This window comes from Flavobacterium sp. Root186, from assembly GCF_001428525.1.
In the GTDB taxonomy this organism is placed as follows: Bacteria; Bacteroidota; Bacteroidia; order Flavobacteriales; family Flavobacteriaceae; genus Flavobacterium.
The window spans coordinates 754,385-776,324 of record NZ_LMHW01000013.1 but is presented as its reverse complement, the minus strand read 5'-3'; the positions used below and the strand labels follow the sequence as shown (position 1 = coordinate 776,324).

The 21,940-nt window shown below is 32.9% G+C and carries 13 protein-coding genes; 10 read left to right on the top strand and 3 right to left on the bottom strand.

The features are described from left to right. Nucleotides 1-57: 57 nt before the first annotated feature. Nucleotides 58-543, top strand: a complete 486-nt coding sequence (locus ASD98_RS16700) for a hypothetical protein (RefSeq protein WP_056206395.1) — start codon at nucleotides 58-60, stop codon at nucleotides 541-543. A 98-nt stretch (nucleotides 544-641) separates the two neighbouring features. Here the strand turns inward: ASD98_RS16700 and ASD98_RS16695 are convergent, their stop codons facing one another. Then, nucleotides 642-1,760, bottom strand: a complete 1,119-nt coding sequence (locus tag ASD98_RS16695) for a hypothetical protein (protein ID WP_056206393.1) — start codon at nucleotides 1,758-1,760, stop codon at nucleotides 642-644. Between the two features lie 43 nt (nucleotides 1,761-1,803). Continuing rightward, the gene (locus ASD98_RS16690) at nucleotides 1,804-2,775 is read right to left on the bottom strand and encodes a transporter (RefSeq protein ID WP_056206390.1); all 972 of its coding nucleotides are present in this window, start codon (nucleotides 2,773-2,775) and stop codon (nucleotides 1,804-1,806) included. 124 nt (nucleotides 2,776-2,899) lie between these two features. Between ASD98_RS16690 and ASD98_RS16685 the strand changes: the two genes are divergently transcribed. The 5 genes from ASD98_RS16685 (at nucleotide 2,900) to ASD98_RS16660 (ending at nucleotide 9,453) form a co-directional block, all read left to right on the top strand. Further along, nucleotides 2,900-3,187, top strand: coding sequence for a DUF4834 family protein (locus ASD98_RS16685; RefSeq protein WP_056206387.1), 288 nt, complete (start codon nucleotides 2,900-2,902; stop codon nucleotides 3,185-3,187). Between the two features lie 51 nt (nucleotides 3,188-3,238). Then, entirely contained in the window at nucleotides 3,239-5,701 is a 2,463-nt protein-coding gene (locus ASD98_RS16680; RefSeq protein ID WP_056206386.1) for a YfhO family protein, read from the top strand. 297 nt (nucleotides 5,702-5,998) lie between these two features. Further along, nucleotides 5,999-7,282, top strand: a complete 1,284-nt coding sequence (locus ASD98_RS16670; RefSeq protein WP_056206382.1) for a glycosyltransferase family 4 protein — start codon at nucleotides 5,999-6,001, stop codon at nucleotides 7,280-7,282. 77 nt (nucleotides 7,283-7,359) lie between these two features. Continuing rightward, nucleotides 7,360-8,829, top strand: a complete 1,470-nt coding sequence (locus ASD98_RS16665) for an oligosaccharide flippase family protein (RefSeq protein ID WP_056206380.1) — start codon at nucleotides 7,360-7,362, stop codon at nucleotides 8,827-8,829. Nucleotides 8,830-9,153: 324 nt separating this feature from the next. Then, the gene (locus ASD98_RS16660; protein WP_053473773.1) at nucleotides 9,154-9,453 is read left to right on the top strand and encodes a hypothetical protein; all 300 of its coding nucleotides are present in this window, start codon (nucleotides 9,154-9,156) and stop codon (nucleotides 9,451-9,453) included. 90 nt (nucleotides 9,454-9,543) lie between these two features. Here the strand turns inward: ASD98_RS16660 and uvrA are convergent, their stop codons facing one another. Continuing rightward, nucleotides 9,544-12,339: an excinuclease ABC subunit UvrA gene (gene uvrA / locus ASD98_RS16655; RefSeq protein ID WP_056206378.1), complete on the bottom strand. Its 2,796-nt coding sequence runs from the start codon at nucleotides 12,337-12,339 to the stop codon at nucleotides 9,544-9,546. A 386-nt stretch (nucleotides 12,340-12,725) separates the two neighbouring features. Between uvrA and ASD98_RS16650 the strand changes: the two genes are divergently transcribed. The 4 genes from ASD98_RS16650 to ASD98_RS16635 all read left to right on the top strand — a co-directional run bounded on the left by ASD98_RS16650 (nucleotide 12,726) and on the right by ASD98_RS16635 (nucleotide 21,932). Then, nucleotides 12,726-15,527 (top strand): triple tyrosine motif-containing protein, encoded by a 2,802-nt coding sequence (locus tag ASD98_RS16650; RefSeq protein WP_304438204.1) that lies wholly within the window; start codon nucleotides 12,726-12,728, stop codon nucleotides 15,525-15,527. Between the two features lie 241 nt (nucleotides 15,528-15,768). After that, on the top strand, nucleotides 15,769-18,804 hold the full coding sequence (locus ASD98_RS16645; protein ID WP_056206375.1) for a TonB-dependent receptor: 3,036 nt from the start codon (nucleotides 15,769-15,771) through the stop codon (nucleotides 18,802-18,804). 11 nt (nucleotides 18,805-18,815) lie between these two features. Then, nucleotides 18,816-20,315, top strand: coding sequence for a RagB/SusD family nutrient uptake outer membrane protein (locus tag ASD98_RS16640; protein ID WP_056206373.1), 1,500 nt, complete (start codon nucleotides 18,816-18,818; stop codon nucleotides 20,313-20,315). Nucleotides 20,316-20,327: 12 nt separating this feature from the next. Next, complete coding sequence (locus tag ASD98_RS16635; RefSeq protein WP_056206371.1) at nucleotides 20,328-21,932, top strand: hypothetical protein; 1,605 nt, start codon at nucleotides 20,328-20,330, stop codon at nucleotides 21,930-21,932. Nucleotides 21,933-21,940 lie beyond the last annotated feature (8 nt).

Sequence of the window (21,940 nt, the reverse complement as noted above, 5' to 3'; positions counted from 1 at the left end):
TTTTTTTTATTTAAAGTAACTTTAATTCATAAATCACAAAATAAAAAACTCAGCATTATGAAAAAAGTATTAACACTAACGACCCTTATTTTAACGGTTCTTATTTCCTGTAAAAAAGAAACAACTACTACAGAGCCCGTACAAATTACACCAAGCCCTCCAAAAGAGGCTGAAATTGCCGAACCGGCTGGAGATCAATGTTACGCCTGGAGAGCAAATGGAAGCGTAATTGAGATGAGTTTTAATGTAAATTCTCACCAAGAAGTAAACGGAAAATTAAGCTATAATTTGGTAGGAAAAGATAAAAATGAAGGAACACTGATCGGAAATATGAAAGGCGACACCATAGTTGCCGATTATACTTTTAATTCTGAAGGTGTTTCATCAATTAGAGAAGTTGTTTTTTTACAAAAAGACGGAACTCTTATTGAAGGATACGGAGATGTTGTACAAGCCAATGATAAAGTATCATTTAAGGACAAAACAAAACTAAAATTTGATCAGAAAAATACGCTGACCAAAGTAGATTGCAAAGTGGATTAATGAATTGTTATTAAAGTGAAAAATCCATTCGTTTTGGGGGCGAATGGATTTTTTATGTTTACAGAAAACTGAACACTGAAAACTGCGACTGAAAACTTTTATAAGTACTTCAAATAAGTCTTTCTCTGGCAGTGAATTTTTGGGTCAAAGTTTTTCCAAAGTAAATGAATTGCGGTGTTTTCAGCTAATTCTGGAGTTCTAATGCAATTTTGAATTCCTTTTTCAGAAAAAGTTTTGAAATATTCATCAAAAATAATAGCTGTAACACCTTTATTTTGGTAATCAGGATGAACTCCAATAAGGTAAAAAACAACATCTTTACTTTTCTTTCTTGCCTTTAAAAGATGAAGAAAGCCAAACGGAAAAAGTTTTCCTTTAGCTTTTTGTAGGGCATCTGAAAAGCTTGGCATCACAATACTAAAAGCAACTAAATTATCATCTTTATCCACTACAAACTTTATATATTCAGGATTGATAAAGCTGATGTATTTCTTTTTAAAATATTCTTTTTGAACATCTGAAATCGCCACAAAAGAAGCTAGTTTAGCATAAGATTCATTAAACAAATCAAACATCTTGTCCACATGCGGCATTATGTCTTTTGTTTTGGTGAAAGTTAACGATCGAAGTCCGTAACGTTTTTTAATTAGTTCCTGAGCTTTCAGGAAAAATTCTGGTTTTACATTAGAGAAAGGGAAAATACTTTCGATATATTCTTTCTCAATTTGAAATCCTAATTGTTCAAAATGAGTAACATAATAAGGATTGTTATACCAGGTAATCATGGTTCCCATCTGGTCGTAGCCTTCCGTCAGAACTCCAACTTTATCTAAGTTAGAAAACCCCATTGGGCCTTCGGTATGTTCTAGATTATGTTTTCTTCCTAATTCGTAAACTTTTTCAAGAAGTGCTTTAGTAACCTCGATATCATCAATAACATCAAACCATCCAAAACGAACTTTCCTCTTATGCTGATTATTTACTTCTGCCCAGTTTATAATAGCCGTAATTCGTCCAACAATTTTATTGTCTTTGTAAGCTAGATAAAAATAAGCTTCTGCATTATCAAAAGCAGGATTTTTAGTTTTATCAAAAGATTCTAATTCATCAGCAATAATAGGAGGAACCCAATACGGATTGTCTTTATAAAGTGAGAACGGAAATTTTATATATTCGGTTAGTTCTTTTTTAGTTTTGGCTTCTTTTATTGTAATCATTAAGGTGGTATTAGCTCCTCTTTAAAAGGTTTGATTATTAAATTTATTCGTATTTAGCTTTACGTTTTCTTTCTTTTTCCTGATAATCTATTTGTTCTTCTTTATTATCTGAATTTTTCTTCGCTTTGTCTTTGTTTTTATTAGCGATTTGTTTTTCCTTGTACCATCCGTCATATCTCCACGAAAATCCAACTCCTCCATATAAAATAGAAGGTGTGTTTTTGAAATTAGTACTTATAGAAGCGTCAACCTGCATATTTGGAGACAAGAGATAGGCCGCACCGCCGCGAACAATGGCATCACTGTAAAAATCGCTTTTGTATCCTTGATTTTCAACAAAACCAGACCATTTGTCATTAAATCCGTGTGTTAAAGTTAAAATATAACCATAACTTGGGTAATCAGTACCAATATAATCTGCAATAATATTGGTTACAAAAACCCATCTTCCGCCGCCAAATAAGTTTTGAGTAACTAAGGCAACTTTTGGGGAAATATCTCCATTTGGAGAAAAATAATATGGATTATCTGCGCCAACAAAATTTGCACCGGCAAAAATAGAAACAGCCGGAATTAGTTCGCGCCATTGAAAACTGTGGTTTGCTTTGTAGCTATAGATATTAGCTTCTTTTTTGTAGTTTTTATAAGGATCATAAATTAGGTATTTTGCTCCTAAAACGGTCTGTCTGAAATTATTTTTTTTGTAGCTGGTATATGGAGTATCAAAGTTTTCCATTTGATACTGAACATCTAAAATAAATTCCAGCTGCTCAAAAAAAGCACCATACCTAACGGTTAAATCTGTACCAAAACCGGTAGCGTCATAATCTAATAAATCGTGTTTTTCTTTAATGCCATAAACACCAATTTCGCCCTGAATAACTGATTTTCCAACCGCATAAGCCGACATAGTTTCTCCCGGACGATTCGAATTAATCACATCTGTATATTGTGCGAAGAAAAATTGTGGTATTAAAAAAAGAAACGCAAAGAGTAAGTTTTTAATTTTCAACATAAATGTATTTTTTGATTAAAAGCTATAACGCATTTCAAATGTACTATATTTTATTATTTATTTAAGATTGATATTTTAATTTTAAACAACGGATTTACTAATTTTGGAAAAAAATTATATGATCATGCAAGAAGCATCTTTTACAAATTTGTTTAAAACGATAATGTGGATTATTGCGTTTTATTATATTTTTAAATTTTTAGCCCGAATCTTTTTGCCGGTATTAGTTAAAAAGGCGGTTGAAAAAGCAGGAGAAAATTTTCAAAGACAACAACAATACGGTCAGGATAATTCTTGGCAGCAAACACGTAATAACAATAATGATGAAATAATCATTAATACTGCTAATGCCAAAAAGCCGCGTGAAACCAAAAAGGTGGGCGATTATGTTGATTACGAAGAAATAGATTAAGTTTGCATCCTTGTAGTATTAGGATTCATCATTTAACCAAACCAGCCAAAATTGAAAATAGTAAATAAATTCTATCCGCACGCCCTTGTAATCCTGGGCTTCATTCTCGTTTCATTAATTTACTTTTATCCTGTTCTGCAGGGAAAACAAATTTACCAGTCAGATATTGCTCAATACACTGGAATGGCCAAAGAGCAAAATGACTTTAGAGCAGCAGAACATGCAGAGCCTTATTGGACAAATTCTGCTTTTGGCGGAATGCCTACATATCAGTTAGGAGCAAATTATCCAAACGATTTTGTGGGTAAAATAGATGATGTTTTGCGTTTTTTACCTCGTCCGGCTGATTATTTGTTTCTGTATTTCTTAGGGTTTTATGGTTTGTTGTTAGTTTTAAAAACAGATCCTTTAAAAGCTTTTATCGGCGCGATTGCGTTTGGTTTTTCTACCTATTTAATTATTATTCTGGGTGTTGGACATAATGCAAAAGCGCATGCAATTGCTTATATGCCATTGGTTATTGCCGGATTTATACTTGTTTTTCAAAAAAAATATATTTGGGGAGGTTTGCTCACCATGTTTGCGGTAGCGTTAGAAGTTAATGCAAACCACTTTCAAATGACCTATTATTTATTGATTTTTTTATTGATACTTTCAGGTTATTTTGCTTTTACTTTTATAAAAGATAAAGAATACAAACCGCTTTTAATTGCAATTGGAACTTTGGCTGTAGCCGGAATTTTTGCAATTGGTGCTAATGCAGGAAATTTATTGGCAACAAGTGAATATGCTAAGTTTAGTACACGAAGCAACAGCGAATTAACTTTCAATCCTGACGGAGGTAAAAAAGAAAATGAAAACGCTTTAAGCCGTGAGTATATTACGGAATACAGTTACGGAATTGCCGAAAGTTTCAATCTAATTGCTCCAAGACTTTTTGGAGGTTCCAATCATGAAAATATAGGTAAAGACAGTAGTATGTATACATTTATGACTGATCATAATGTAGAACCTTCTAAGGCAGAAAATTTTGTTTCAGCAATGCCTGCTTATTGGGGAGATCAGCCAATTGTTGCTGCTCCGGCGTACATTGGAATTGTAGTATTCTTTTTGGCAGTCTTAGCTTTATTTATTGATGACCGAAAAATTAAATATGTTTTTCTTTCAGGAGCATTATTCTCGTTAATACTTTCCTGGGGAAAAAATTTCTCACTGTTAACAGATTTCTTTATTGATTATGTGCCAATGTATGATAAGTTTAGAGCTGTATCATCTATTCAGGTAATCTTAGAATTATGTTTACCAGTTTTAGCAGTAATGGGAATTCAGTCGTTTTTTAAAGCAAAAGACGAACCTAAATTACAACAAAAAGCGCTTGTACAAACTGGAGTTTTTGGATTGGGAGTTATTTTAATTTTAGTAATTGCCAAAGGTTTCTTCCATTTTTCAGGAAGCAGTGACAACTATTTTCTTCAGATGTACGGACAAGAATTTGTTGATGTTTTAATAGAAGATAGAAAGTCTTTATATTCTGCAGATTTGCTGCGTTCAGGATTCTTTATCTTAGTAACATTTGGAACTTTATGGCTGTTTATTAAAAACAAATTTTCGCAGACAACAACTTTAGTTATCGTTGCTCTTTTAATGATTTTTGATTTGTTTTTTGTAGATAAAAAATATGTTTCTGCGAAAGATTTTGTCAGCCCTGTTCAAATTGCAGCTCCTTTTCAGGAAACACCTGCTGATGCTAAAATTTTAGAAGATACAACTCATTACAGAGTTTTTGATATAGATGGAAACATGTCGAGTGCGACAGCTTCTTATTTCCACCATTCTATTGGAGGATATCATGCTGCAAAACCAAGAAGAATGCAGCAATTGTTTGATTACCAAATTGGTAATAGATCAAAAAATATGAATCTTGAAGTGCTTAACATGTTAAATGTTAAGTATGTAATTCAGGCTGATTCTACAGGTGCACCAATACCAGCAGTTAATCCTGATGCAAATGGAAATGCTTGGTTTGTAAGTGCAGTTAAACTTGTAAATAAACCAGATGATGTAATGAAAGCTTTAGATCATATTGATACTAAAAAAGTGGCTGTTTTTAACGTGCATGAGCATGAAAGTAAATTTCAAAATGCCCGAATGAAGAAGCAATGGGACACAACCGGAACAATTAAAGTAGTTCAGTACAAGCCAAACTATATCAAATATCAATCAGATAATGCAAAAGATGGTTTAGCTGTTTTTTCTGAAATCTATTATAAAAATGGCTGGAATGCTTATATAGACGGAAAATTGACAGATCATTTTCCAGTTGATTATGTTTTAAGAGCAATGGAAATTCCGGAAGGAAAACATAAAATCGAATTTAAGTTTGAACCGCAGGTTATTAAAACAGGTGGAACAATTAATCTTGTAAGTTCAATTGGAATGTTTGTACTTTTAATTGGAGGTATTTATTTTGAGCGAAAAAAACAGAAACCAAATAAGAGTGAATTTAAAGTCTAATTTTTAGATGCTAATTTCAAAAATTTTAAAAATAGTTGTCTTTGTCATTTTTGATTTATTCGTATTTGTTTTTTGCGGAATTTATATGATGGGATATGATGACTTTTACAATGAAAGCCAAGGAGAATATTTTAGTTTTTCAAGTATGAAAACTGAATATAAAATTGTCTGGGGTTTTTATAATTTTTGGATTTTCTTAAACTGCTTACTTTTAATTTACATTATATATAAAGTATATAAGAAATTAGCTTTAAAATAAACTTTAACTTCGCACTTTAAAATAATAAACGATTTTCCTTGGAACAAAAAAAGCTCTTAATTATAACCTATTACTTTCCTCCAGCTGGTGGGCCGGGAGTACAGCGCTGGCTGAAATTTGTAAAATATCTGCCAGACTTTGGCGTTCAGCCTATTGTTTATGTTCCGGAAAATCCAACTTATCCAATTGTTGATGAAGGCTTAGTGAGCGAAATATCTGATAAAGTAATTGTTCTTAAAAATAAAATTTGGGAGCCTTACCAGTTAGCTTCTGTTTTTTCAAAAAATAAGACCAAAAAAATCAGTTCTGGAATTTTTCCACATAAAAAAAAACAGACCTTTTTAGACAAAGCTTTTCTTTGGGTACGTGGAAATCTTTTTATTCCTGATGCGAGAGTTTTTTGGGTAAAACCTTCTGTTTCCTATCTTGAAAAATATATTAAAGAAAACAATATTGATACAATTGTAACGTCGGGCCCGCCGCACAGTTTGCACTTAATTGGTTTAGAACTAAAAGAAAAATTAAATGTAAAATGGTTTGCAGATTTCCGCGATCCATGGACAACGATTGGTTATCATAAGGCCTTGCGTTTATCCAATTATGCCACTAAAAAACATAAAAACTTAGAGTATAAAGTACTTAACTCTGCTGACACCATAATTGTAACAAGTAAAACTACTAAAGCCGAATTTCAGGCTATCACCAATAAACCAATTTCAGTAATTACAAACGGTTACGATATTGAGAACGTTGATAAACAAACCTTAGATGATAAGTTTACACTTGCTCATATAGGTTCGTTTTTATCCGACAGAAATCCTAAATTTTTATGGGAATGTCTGGTTGAATTACTTCAGGAAATTCCAGATTTTAAAACGCATTTCGAAATTAAATTAATTGGCGCCGTAAGTCAGGAAGTTTTAGATTCTATCGAAGAATTTAAACTGAACGATTATTTAAATTTATTAGGATATGTTTCGCATAAAGAAGCTATTGCCCACCAAAAAAAGTCTCAGGTTTTACTTTTAATCGAAATAAACTCTGAAGATACCAAAAGTATTATTCCTGGAAAATTATTTGAATATATGGTCTCCAATCGTCCAATTATTGCAATTGGACCACAAGGTTCTGATTTTGCCGATATTATAAAAGAAACCAATACAGGCGTATTTTTTGATTATTCAGAAAAAGCGAAGTTAAAAAGTGTAATTTTGGACTTTTATAATCAATTTTTGGAAGGAAAATTACAAGCTAACGGTGTTGGTTTACAGCAATATTCCCGAAAAAATCTTACTAAGCAGTTAGTACAGTTGATTCATTAAAACAAGAATTTCAAAAATAAAAAGAGAGCAGAAAATCAAAAATCTAAACTCTACAATCTAAACTCTGCAATCAAAAAATGGGTATTGTCTTAAACCAGTCTTTTAAAAACACTATAATAACATACATTGGCTTTGGAATTGGGGCCATTAACACACTTTACCTATATCCAGTTTTTTTAGGCGCAACTTTTTATGGTTTAACTAATTACGTGACATCTTGTGCCAATGTGATTATGCCCTTGTTTGCAATTGGAATGCAAAATACTTTGGTTAAATTTTATTCACAATATCAAACTGAAGAAGAGAAATCCCGTTTTTTATCGTTTACTGTTCTATTCCCTTTACTATTAATAATTCCGCTTTTACTAATTGGTCTTGTTTTTTATGATGAGATTTTATTCTTTGTTTCAAAAAAGAATGCGATTGTAAAAAGTTATATATGGTTGATACCATTTATAGGATTGTGTATGGCGTATTTTGAAATTTTTTATGCCTGGCTGCGAGTAAATATGCATTCCGTTTTTGGAAATTTTGTTAAGGAAGTAGGCTTACGATTATTTTCATTGTTTCTATTGATAGGGGTTTACTACAATTGGCTTAGTGTAGAAGGTTTTGTGTACGCAACAGCAATTCTATATTTTTTGGCATTCCTGATAACCATGTTATATGCATTTAGTATTCAGAAACCAACTTTTCAGTTTACCATACCAACAAATACAAAAGATATATTAGTCTATACTTTTTATATTATTTTATCCGGAAGTGTTGCTAATTTGCTTTTGGATGGTGATAAAATGATATTAAATCAATATATGCAGATTGAGAATATCGCCTTCTATTCTGTGGCTACGTATATTGCTCTGGTAATTTCTGTTCCAAGTCGTGCAATGCATCAAATTGTATATCCAATTACGGCAAAATTAATGCACGAGAACAAACATGATGAATTGAATTTGCTTTATAAAAAGACCTCAATAAACCTGCAGATGGTTGGAGGTTTTGTAATGCTTTGCATATTTGTAAATATTAATCAATTGTACGAATTGGTTCCAAAAGAATACAGTGGAGGTATCGCAGTTGTATTTATGATTGGTTTATCTAAATATTTCGATTTGATTTTAGGAAACAATAATGCGATTATTTTTAATACTAAATATTACCGAATGGTATTGTATTTAGGATTAATGCTGGTTGTATTGACTGTAGTTTTAAACATGATTTTTATTCCAATTTTCGGGATTTTTGGTTCAGCTTTCGCAACTTTATTGTCTATTACATTATATAGTTTAGCTAAATTACTTTTTGTTGTCAAGAAACTTCATTTATATCCTTTTACAAAAGAAACACTTTCTTCAATGCTGCTAACGTTTGTATTGTTTCTTGTTTTCTATTTTTGGGAATTTCCATTTTATCAGCTTATTAGTATTGCCTTAAAATCAATTTTGGTAACCATTCTATATGTTTATCTAAACTATAAATTCAATATCTCTCCAGATATTAATAAGGTTATTGATAATATTTTTAGAAAGATCGGAATAAAGATTTAGGAACTTTTACTATTCATATGACTTTCAATTCCTAACTTGATTATTTAAGGGTGCAATTTTTTCATTATTGAAAATAAAAGCTGCTTTTTTATATAACATATTGAAAATGTGAAGGAATTCTTAAAAAATTCGCTCAATTTATTTTGTAATTCAATTTATTACAATTAATTTTATGTAGATTTTTATTACATCTCTTTCATTGACAGTATGAAAAATATTTGCATAAGGGCAATAAAAGTGGTGTCTTAATGTTTTTTTAAATTAAATAGCTATCCAAAATTGTTAAATTTAAGTATCACATGCAGACAAACCCAACAAATGATTATGAAAAGCAATAAGCTAAGTCAGGAACAAAGTGTACAGGTGTTTTCCAATATGATATCGAACAAAGTTCATAACGGATTTACATTAGAAGAGAGAAATGATGAATTACTTTTTGCAGTTCTTTCTAAAGGAGGAAAAGTAGTTAACCACAGTTTAAATTTCATGATTTTTTGTTTAACCCTCGGATTATGGTCATTTGCCTGGCTATATCTAACATTAGAGGCTTCCAAACAAAAAAAGGTATTAGTTGCCATTGACGAAGATGGTTTTCCTTTTGAAGAAAAATGCTTAGTAGCATAAATATTTTCGGTAAAATAGTTTAGCCATAAATTACAATCTAGATGAATGTAATTTATGGCTAACTTTTTTTATAATAATATCGGTTCTAGTTTATAATTTATCTTTTAAATAAATTCCTGTAACAGATTCTTTTATTTTAACAACATCTTCTGGCGTTCCAGTTGCTAATAAATGTCCTCCATTTTCGCCGCCTTCAGGGCCTAAATCAATAATCCAGTCGGCACATTTTATGAGATCTAAATTATGCTCAATTACAATTATCGAATGCCCTTTTTCAATTAAGGCATCAAATGAAGCCAATAATTTTTTAATATCATGAAAATGAAGTCCTGTTGTAGGTTCATCAAAAACAAATAGTGCTTTATCTTTTGTTGCACCTTTTACTAAAAATGAAGCTAATTTAATACGCTGTGCTTCACCACCGGAAAGAGTAGAAGAAGATTGCCCTAACTGAACATATCCTAAACCAACATCTTGCAGAGGCTGTAATTTTTGTGTAATTTTAGACTGCTTGTTTCTTTCGAAGAAAGCAATTGCATCATCAATTGTCATGGTTAGAATATCGTTGATGTTTTGATTATCAAAAGTAACTTCGAGAATCTCTTTTTTAAATCGTTTTCCACCGCACGTTTCACAAGGCAGCGAAACATCGGCCATGAATACCATTTCGACATTTATAGAGCCTTCTCCCTTACAAGTTTCGCAGCGGCCTCCGTCAACATTAAAAGAGAAATGTTTGGCCTGATATCCTCTTATTTTTGATAATTTTTCTTTTGCATATAAATCACGAATATCATCATACGCTTTTATGTACGTGACAGGATTTGATCTTGAACTTCTTCCAATTGGATTCTGGTCAACATACTCAATATGTTTTATTTGGGAAAAAGAGCCTGAAATATCACTGAACTGTCCCGCTTTTTCTGCAGCATTCTCCAGTTTTTTCTGCATAGCAGGAAATAAAATTTTCTTAATCAGCGTACTTTTTCCGCTTCCGGAAACTCCCGTTATAACCGTTAAAACATCCAAAGGAAAAGTAACATTAATATTTTTAAGATTATTTTCTCTGGCACCAATAATATCAATATGATTTTTGAATTTTCGTCTTTTCTTTGGAACAGAAATTTCTAAATCACCATTTAAGTATTTTGAAGTAAGAGAGTCTGATTTTAAAATTTCCTCATAAGTTCCCTGTGCAACCAAATTTCCTCCAAAAGTCCCGGCTTCGGGACCAATATCAATAATCATATCGGCAGCTTTCATGATATCCTCATCGTGTTCTACTACAATAACAGTATTTCCTAAATCGCGAAGAGAAAGTAAAACCTTAATTAATCGCTCAGAATCTTTTGGGTGAAGGCCAATACTTGGCTCGTCCAGTATATACATCGAACCAACCAAACTGCTTCCTAATGAAGTAGCAAGATTAATACGCTGCGATTCTCCTCCGGAAAGTGTAGCCGAATTTCGGTTTAATGTAAGGTAATCTAAACCAACTTCTGTCAAAAATGATAAACGATTATTGATCTCAACCATCAAGCGTTTGGCGATTTGCTGTTCGTAAACATTCAATTCGATGTTTTTAAAGAAAGTAACCAAATGTCTAATTGGAAGATCGACTAAATCTGAAACCGTTTTTCCGTTGATTTTTACATAGGAAGCTTCTTCGCGTAAACGTTTTCCACGGCAGGCGTGACATTTCGTTTTTCCGCGGTAACGCGAAAGCATAACACGATTTTGTATTTTATAATTTTTTTCTTCAAGTTCTTTAAAGAAATCATTCAGACCCTGAAAATATTGATTTCCTTTCCAGATTAACTCTTTTTGATCTTCTGAAAGTTCAAAATAAGGTTTGTGAATTGGGAAATCAAATTTATAAGCATGTTTTACCAGTTCATCTTTATACCAGCTCATACTTTCGCCGCGCCAAGGATAAATTGCACTTTGAAAAACGGATAAAGAAGTATTTGGTACAACCAAATCGGTATCAATTCCAATAATATTTCCGTAACCTTCGCAAACAGGACAAGCTCCGTACGGATTATTAAAACTGAACAAATGTACGTTTGGTTCCAGAAAAGTAATTCCGTCTAATTCGAAATTGTTAGAATAGGAAAATCTTTTTTCTGAACCTACTTCCTGAAGGAAGCAAATTCCTTTTCCTTCAAAAAAGGCAGTTTGGACGGCATCAGAAAGACGATTATAAAACTCTTCTTCTTCTTTAACCACAATACGGTCAATGATTAATAAAATGTCTTTATTATCCAGTTTATGTAACTCTGTTGGAGTAAATTCATCTAAACGAACCATTTCGTTATCGACTAAAATACGAGCAAAACCTTGCTGTAAAAGCACCTTAAGTTTGTCTTCAAGCAAACGGCCTTCTTCTAAATGAATAGGGGAAAGCAATAGCCAGCGGCTGTCGATTTCGAGTGTTTTTACATCAGAAACAACATCTGTTACGGTATTTTTTTTGACTTCCAGACCTGAAACGGGCGAATATGTTCTCCCAATTCTGGCGAATAAAAGTTTAATATAGTCGTAGATTTCTGTAGAAGTTCCAACGGTAGAACGAGCATTGGTTGTATTTACTTTTTGCTCAATTGCAATTGCAGGTGCAATTCCTTTTATGTATTCTACTTTTGGTTTGTCTAAACGTCCCAAAAACTGACGTGCGTATGATGATAAACTCTCAACATAACGACGCTGTCCTTCGGCATATAAAGTATCAAAAGCTAAACTTGATTTCCCTGATCCCGAAAGCCCTGTAATCACTACAAGTTTGTTTCTCGGAATAGCAACATCTACATTTTTTAAATTATGTACCTGTGCACCTTTTATTATAATATTTTGCTTTGGGTCGAGTGTAGAAAGATCAATTTGCATAAAAAAAGTCAATTTTTACAAAAGTAATCAATTTTGAATAGAGTTTTGTTAAGGATATTGTTCCAAATCTTAACAGAATTACCATGTTTGGTTTTGGTTAAATCAGATAGTTTAGTCATTGATTTCTATCAAGTGTGAGGGATATTGCTGTAATCCGTTTCCCGTGGTTGAAACCACGGGCTATATTTGAATATGTTTGAGAAATTGTTTGAAAACATAGTCAGCGGTTTCAACCGTTGGACGCAAGGCATATCATCACAATCTGTTTCAGGTGGTTGAAACCTGTGCTATGCTATAAAATCTTTTATTTTACTAAAAATTATTGTTTCACTTTAAAATATGCTATTTTAGAACTGTTTTAGTAATATTTAATATCCTGACCAAATTTGAAAACTAAACTATCTACCTTATTGTTTTTGATGAATTTCTTGCTTTTTTCGCAGGAACTTCCACCAATTGTAAAATATTCTTCATCTGTTTACGGAGCCGGAAATCAGAGCTGGATGATTTCTCAGGACGATGAAAATTATTTGTATTTTGCAAATAACGATGGACTTTTAGAATATAACGGAACCAGCTGGCAATTGTATCCGGGACCCAATGAAACTATTATCCGGTCTGTAAAAGTCATTGGAAATAAAGTATATACAGGAAGTTATATGAATTTTGGTTATTGGACCAGAAATGAAAACGGTAAATTAAAATATACATCACTAAGCGATAAAATTAAAAGTAAAATTTTAGACGATGAACAGTTTTGGAATATCTTAAAATACGATCAATGGATTTTGTTTCAATCTTTAAACCGAATTTATATTTATGATACTAAAACCAGAAAATTCAATATCATCGCACCAAAAAATGGTGTTATAAAGTCATTTTCGGCAAAAAATGCTATTTATTTTCAAACGATTAAAGAAGGGCTTTTTGAAATTGAAAGCGGAAGGGCAAAATTAGTTTCAGATAATCCAATTTTAAAGAAATTTACAATTGCGAATGTTTTTACGACTGATGATGGGTTGCTGGTTCAAACGCAGTTGGACGGAATTTACAAACTGGCTGGAAATTCCCTAACCAGAGTTGCTACAGATGTTGATGCAGAATTAAAATCAAGTTTCGTTTACAGCAGTCAGCGTCTTCAGGATGGAAGTTTTGCTTTAGGAACGGTTTCAAACGGAGTTTTTATTTTATCTGATAGCGGAAAACTAAAATATCACCTCACACAGAGTAAAGGTTTGAGCAATAATACAGCTTTGTCTCTTTTTGAAGATAAAGACCAAAATTTATGGGTTGGACTGGACAACGGAATTAACTGTATCAATATTCAATCACCAGTACACAGTTTTACAGACGATACGGGCGTTTTAGGAACGGTATACGCATCGGCGGTTTTTAACGGAATGCTTTACATTGGCACAAATCAGGGATTGTTTTGTAAACCAACCCAAAGTAACGCTGAATTTAAATTTATAAATGGAACAAAAGGTCAGGTTTGGTCACTGTTTACGTATGATAATACACTTTTTTGCGGACACGATTCGGGAACTTTTATAATTACAAATGATTCGGCAAGAAGTATATTTTCGGGTTCTGGAACATGGAAGTTTGAACCTTCTCCAACAAATAAAATTCAGTTAATTCAAGGGAATTATTACGGACTTTCAGTTTTAGAGAAAGTAAATAATCAATGGATTTTTAAAAATAAAATTCAGGGTTTTGATTATTCATCTCGATATTTTGAAATTACAAAAAATCTGGATGTTTATATAAGCCACGAATACAAAGGGATTTTTAGATTAAAACTCGATAAAGCGCTTTTAAAAACACATGATTTTTATACCTACAAATCTCCGGAAAAAGGAATTAGTGCTAGTTTGACCACTTTTAACAATTCAATTTATTATGCTTATAAAGGCGGGATTTTTAAATTAAATCCTAAAACAAGACAATTCGAAAAAGATACTGTTTTAAGTTCGATTTTTGAAAAAGACGAATATACATCGGGTAAATTAATTGTAGATCATTCCAATAAAATTTGGTTGTTTTCTAAAAACTACATTCATTATTTCTCTGCCAGTAAATTGAGCAATCAATTAAAACAGAATATAATTCCTATTCCGTCCTCATTAACCAATTCGATGCTGGGCTATGAAAATATTACACAAATTTCAAAATCAACGTATTTAATAGGCACAACAGACGGTTATTATACTTTAAATATCGACGATTTAAGTTTTAAAAATTACGATGTTTTTATTACCGATATATTGATAAATAAACAAAACGAAACGTTTAAAAATGTTGGTATTCAAAGTGAAGGTAGTTTTGATTCTGATGAAAATAACATTACGCTTAATTATACCGTTCCGGAATACAATAAATACATCAATTCTGAATATCAATATCTATTAGAAGGTTTTCAGGACGACTGGAGCGAGTGGAGTACAAAAGCTACGGTGAATTTTAAAAACCTTTCGCCGGGAAAATACACCTTTAGAGTGAGGGCAAAATATGCCAATACAATTCTGCAGAATACTGCTGTATATACATTTGTAGTTTTAAAACCTTGGTATTTGACCAATTTAGCTTGTTTTGTTTACTTTCTTTTGATTTTGGCAATGGCTTATTTTATTAATAAAGCATACCGAAATTATTATCAAAAGCAGAAAGAAAAACTTATTGAAGAAAATAATCTTTTACTGGAGATTCAGGAGCTTGAAAACGAACAGCAATTGATGAAACTTCGAAACGAACAGCTTTCGCAGGACGTTGATAATAAAAACCGTGAACTGGCGGTTTCGACGATGAGTTTAAACAGTAAAAACGAATTGCTGGCTTTTATTAAGGAAGATTTAAAGAAAACGTCTCAAAATGACAGTTCCAATATCAAATCTGTAATTAGTACCATTAACAAAAATATTACCGAGGAAGATTCCTGGAAGATTTTTAAAGAAGCCTTTGACAGCGCCGATAAAGATTTCCTAAAAAGGATCAAACAAATGCATCCGGCCTTAACTCCAAATGATCTTCGTTTATGTGCTTATCTTCGATTGAATCTTTCCTCAAAAGAAATAGCTCCAATGTTTAATATTTCAGTTCGAAGTGTTGAAATAAAAAGGTATCGTTTGCGCAAGAAAATGGATTTGCAGCACGAAATCGGTTTAGTTGAATATATTCTTGCTGTATAGGAATTCCAAAATTGGCTTAAAAAAACTATACATTACCACAACATTATGCTTTTGTTGGGAAATTGTAGCGGAAATGTTAAAGAAATTAACATTCACAAATTATAGCTACAGAGCGGTTTATTTTGTGATATCCTGAATTAAGACTAGATTTTTTTATGATGTATGTTTTTTGTTGAGGTTAATTTTATCGTTTTCATAAAGGGAACAGATAAATTTAACTTTCAATAAAAACTAACTAATTATGAAATCTAAATTATTACTAACAGTACTGCTGCTATGTACATCTTTTGCTTTTTCGCAGAACTTGGACGTTTCAGGTACAGTATTAGATGCGTCTGGCTTATCATTGCCAGGGGTAAATGTAAAAGTTAAAAATTCGTCTAAGAGTACAACCACGGACTTCGACGGATCTTTTAAACTAACCGATGTTCCAAAAGGAACTACAATTGTTTTCAGTTATATAGGTTACAGAACACAAGAAGTTGTGGTTTCTGGAACTAAGGTAACTGTAAAAATGGCCGACGACGCTAAGTCATTAGAAGAAGTCGTGGTTATTGGTTACGGTACTCAGAAGAAAAGAGAGGTTACCGGAGCCGTTTCTGTAATAGACAGTAAAACACTTGATGTTTTAAAACCTATTCGTGTTGAGCAGGCTTTACAGGGAACAATATCTGGTGTAAACGTTACGACGCAGTCAGGAGCGCCGGGAGCACCGCTAGATATTCGTATTCGTGGTATTGCTACAAACGGACAAAATGCACCAACAGCTATTATTGATGGCTATGTAGGAGATTTTGGTTTGTTGAATCCAAATGATATTGAAACCATCACCGTTTTAAAAGATGCTCAGGCTGCAATTTACGGAACTATTGGAGCAAACGGAATTATCTTGATTACTACTAAAATGGGTAAAAAGAATACTAAAACTAAAGTTTCTTTTAACAGCTATACAGGATTTCAGGAAACGTCAAGAAAACTTCCAACTTTAAACGCAACAGAATATGCATTGCTTTTAAATGAAAGCTATGCAAATGGAGGTAAAGACTTACCTTATCCAAATGTTAGTGCGCTTGGTAAAGGAACAGACTGGCAGGATGAAGTTTTTCAACATGCTCCAATCATAAATAATGATTTGACTATTTCTGGAGGATCTGAAAAAATCACTTATTCTATTAGTGGTTCTCATTTAGATCAGGAAGGTATTGTTGGCGGAGACAAATCAGGTTTCTTAAGAAATACTGCAAGAATTGCTTTAGGTGCGGATTTAAGCGATAAAATCAAATTAAAATCTAATGTTATCTATACTTATTTTACGAGAAAAACATTAAACGAAAATGGTTTAGGATCAGTTCTTTTCAATGCATTAAACGTTCCTGCAACTTTAAAACCATATAATGCTGACGGAAGTTTTTCTTTAGTACCAAGTACAACAGGTTTAGGAACTGAAATTATTAATCCGTTAGCGCAAATTGCTAATACTTATAACGATTATAATTATAAAAAGTTAAACGGTAACTTTGGTCTTGACTTTAAACTTTTCAAAGGCTTTACATTATCAAGTTCAATAGGTTTTAATACTTCAAATAGTGAATCGAAAGTTTTTGGTAAACAAATCAGCTATGGCGGAAAAGTATTTGATGTACAAAGAAGTTCAGTTACTCAAGGAGCTGTAAACGACAATGATTATTCATTTGACCTTTTTGGTACATATAATGCAAAGATTGCAGATTCTCATAACATTACCGGAACTTTAGGAACGACGATCTATAAACAATGGGGGAATGGTCTTTATGCTACTGGTTTTGATGTGCCAAATAACACTTGGGAAAATGCAGATATTTCTTTAACAAAAGGAACTTCAGAAACACTTACAAATAGTTCATACACATATGATCAAAGAAGACTTTCTTATTTTGGAAGACTTCAGTATGATTATAAAGGTAAATATCTACTTTCTGCAATGATTAGACGTGATGCTTCTACAAGATTTGGTCCAGGAAATAAAGTAGGTTACTTTCCTTCTTTCACGGCAGGTTGGGTAGTATCTGACGAAAACTTTTTTGGAGAACCTAAATTCTTAAATTTCTTAAAATTAAGAGCAAGTTACGGAACATTAGGAAATGACCAGATTCCTAACTACGGCTATTTAGGATTATTAACTGGTGAAGCAACCTATGTATTTAATAAGACTTTAGTAAACGGAACAGCAAATGGACAAACGCCAAACCCAGATTTAAAATGGGAAGAAGCTCAAAAGTTTGACGTTGGTTTAGACTTAAAAATATTAAATGATAAAGTATTTATTGTTGCCGATTATTTTATTGATACCAGAAAAGATTTGTTGATACCAAATATTCCGGTTTCAGGAATTAATGGTACAGGTGCACCAGGGGCAAGTTCTCCTACTTTAAATGCAGGTACAGTTAGAAACTCTGGATTTGAATTCTCAATTGATTATAAAGAAAAATTATCTGATGCGTTTTCTTTCAGCGTAGCTTACAACGTAACTTTCCTAAATAATAAAGTAACAGAAGTAAACAACGGAACCGGATTTCTTGAAGGCGGTGCTTTTGGTGTAGGACAGCCAGCTCCTTCGAGAATGGAAATTGGTAAACCAATGGGTTATTTCTACGGATATAAAACAGATGGAATTTTCCAAAATCAGGCAGAAATCGATGCACATCCTTCACAATTAGCTTTAGGAGCAAATGCTGCACCTGGAGATTTACGTTATGTTGATGTAAATGGCGATGGAGTAATTGATACAAAAGATAAAACAAATATTGGTGATCCAATTCCAGATGCAACAATGGGTTTCAATTTACAATTGAACTATAAAGCACTTGATTTTGCTGTGTTTACATTTGCATCTGTAGGAAATGATATGGTACGTAATTATGAAAGAACACTTTCTGATGCTAATCGTTTAAATTATGTTTTAGACAGATGGACAGGACCGGGAACAAGTAATTCTACTCCAAGAGTAACAACAGGAGCAACGGCAAATAATGTTTTTTCAAACTATTTTGTTGAAGATGCTTCTTACTTAAGAATTCAAAATGTACAAATTGGTTATACATTAAATCCTGCAATATCTCAAAAAGCTGCAATTTCAAAATTAAGACTTTATGCAGGAGTAAATAACCTTTACACCTTTACAAAATATAAAGGTTTTGATCCGGGTGCTTCAAACGGAGCTCCAATTGGAGGAGGAATTGATTATGGTTTCTATCCAATCCCAAGAACTTATTTATTGGGCTTAAACATTAATTTTTAATTTAAATTAAAATGAAAAAGTATTTATTTATACCTATTATAACACTGGCTCTGTTTTCGACCGTAACGACTTCTTGTTCGGATGAGTTTGTAGACCCAAAACCGGAATATTCTATAGATTCTGAAAATTATTTTAATTCGAAAGAAGAATATGATAACGCCTTAATTGGAGCTTACGATTTGCTTCAGTCTTCTTATGTAAATGTTTTATTAGGAGAAATTGCTTCAGATAATACACTTTGCGGCGGAGAAAGCCCAACAGACGTTATTGGTTTTCAACAGATAGACGACATGATTCATACACCAGTAAACAGCAATTTAAGAGATATCTGGAACTGGATGTTTGCCGGTGTACAAAGAGCAAATTATATTCTTGAATTTAAGGATAAAACAGATTTTGAAGGAAAAAACCAAGTTATAGCAGAAGCACGTTTTTTAAGAGCGTATTATCAGTTTGAGTTAGTTAAATGGTTTGGTGGAATCCCGATGAAAGGAGATGCAAGATTTAAAATTGGAGATGAAAAAATAATACCGCGTTCATCAATTCAGGAAGTATATGCTTCAATAGAGGCTGATTTGATTTTTGCGGCTGCAAATTTATCTCCAGATGCATCTCAAAAAGGCCGTGCAACAAAAGGCGCAGCACAGGCATTATTAGGAAAAGCTTATCTGTATGAAAAGAAATATGCTCAGGCAGCTCAGGCACTTGAAGCAGTTATTACTTCACAGAAATATTCTTTAGTAACAGATTATAACAAAATGTTTGAAGCTGATGGAGAAAATGGTGCAGAATCTGTTTTTGAAATTCAGTACACAGATGTTGAAGGAGCAGGATTCCCATGTTTACAATGTAGTGAAGGAAACGTAGCAGTTGGTTTTAGTGGTGTTCGTAATTATTCAGGACCATTATTCTCTTCAGGTTTTAGTTTCAATGTTCCAACACAGGAATCAGCAAATGCATTTCAAGCGGGAGATAAACGTAAAGATGTTGCTATTCTTGATATCGCTGCATGGGCAGAAGCTAATGCATCTTATGATAATGGAAAAGGTGTAAGCTTTGGAAAAGGAAATGAAGATACAGGTTTCTTTAACAGAAAATATTTACCAAGAAAAAGAAGTAAAGATGCTGCAGGAGATTTGAATTTAACAAATCCTAACAACTACAGAGCAATACGTTATGCAGATGTACTTTTGATGGCTGCAGAAGCGTATAACAAAGGAGGAATTGATGATGGAAAAGCAAGAACATATCTTAATTTAGTTAGAAGACGCGCTTTTGGTGATACCAATCATGATGTTACAACTTCTGGAGCTGCTTTAACGGATAATATCTTATCAGAAAGAAGACTAGAACTTTTTGGTGAAGGACATCGTTTCTTTGACTTAGTAAGAACTGGAGAAGCTGCTGGAAAAATAGCAGGTTTTAAAGCTGATAAAAACGAATTATTTCCACTTCCTATTGAAGAAATTCAATTTGCAAACGGAAACTGGGCACAAAATCCTGGATACTAAAAAATAGCAATTATGAAAAAAATACATTTTATTATACATCTTTTCGTTTTAGCGGCTCTTATAGGGTGCGCAAGCGATGACCTGGATATTGATTTAGACGGAATAGCTGCTCCGGCAAATGTTTCGGCTTTAGCAACAGTTACACAGGATAATACGGGAAAAGTTACTTTTTTACCAAAGAGTGAAGGAGCAACACAGTACAAAGTTGATTTTGGTGACGGAAGCCCTGTTTCCGATTTATTCAATACTGGAGGAACTGTATCTCATATCTATCAAGAAGGAGTTTACAAATCTAAAATTATAGCAGTTGGACTAAACGGAAAAACTACAGAAGTTGAAAAAGAAGTAGTAGTTTCATTTAGAGCTCCTGAAAATTTAGTAGTAGTAGTGACAAATGATTTATCGGTTTCTAAAAAAATAACAGTTACCGCAACTGCTGATTTTGCTCTTTTCTATGATGTTTATTTTGGAGAAGCTGGAAAACCAGACCCGTTGTCTGCTAATAATGGTGAGCCAGTGTCTTACACTTACCAAGCAGCAGGAACTTATACTATTAGAGTAGTTTCTAAAAGTGCTGCTAAACAAACTACTGAATATACTGCAGAAGTTGAAGCAAAATTGGTATTAAATCCAACAACATCGGCGCCAACGCCTCCTAGCAGACAAGCCGGAGATGTAATTTCTATTTACGGATCTAAATACGCAAATATTCCAGGAACTAACTTTTACCCGAATTGGGGACAAGCAGGAACTTTCTCTGAATTTGACCTTAATGGCGATAAAATGCTTAACTATATCAAGTTAAACTATCAGGGAATTGCATTGGCAGATGGTGTAACAATTGATGTTTCGGGTATGGAATACTTGCACATGGATGTTTGGACAGCAGATTTAGAGAAACTGGCTATATTCCCTATCAGTAAATCGAATGGAGAAAGAAAAGTAGAAAAAGATCTTACTTTAAATCAATGGACAAGTATTGATATTCCAATTTCAGCATTTACTAGTCAGGGTGGTTTCACAGTAGCTGATATCTTCCAGTTAAAATTAGACACAGCTCCAGTACCAGGTAAGAGCGTTTATATCGATAATATTTATTTCTATAAAGCTGCTGGAGAATCAATATCATTACCTATCGATTTTGAATCGGCAAACTTAACGTATACTTGGGGCGGATTTGGAAATGTAGATGCGTCTGTAGTTACAAATCCTAATAAAACCGGACTAAATGTTTCTAATAAAGTAGTTAAGTTAGATAAAAAGAACGGAGCAGAAACTTGGGGAGGAGCTAGTTTAAATTTTGAAAACCCATTTGATGCAACCAAAGGAACTAAAGTAAAAGTAACTGTATGGTCGCCAAAAGCCGGAGCAACAATATTATACAAAATGGAACTTTCGACTTCGCCGCCAGACGGAAATGGAAACCCAAGTGTTAATACAGAAGTTCAAGCAGTAACAACTGTTGCTAATGGATGGGAGGTTTTAACATTCGATCTTACCAGTTCAGCTTCTTTCAACAGTACTGTTAAGTATGACAGAGTGATTTTGTTCCCGGATTTTGGAAAAACAGGAACAGGAGAAACTTATTATTTTGATGATATAAAACAATCCAATTAATACAAGAA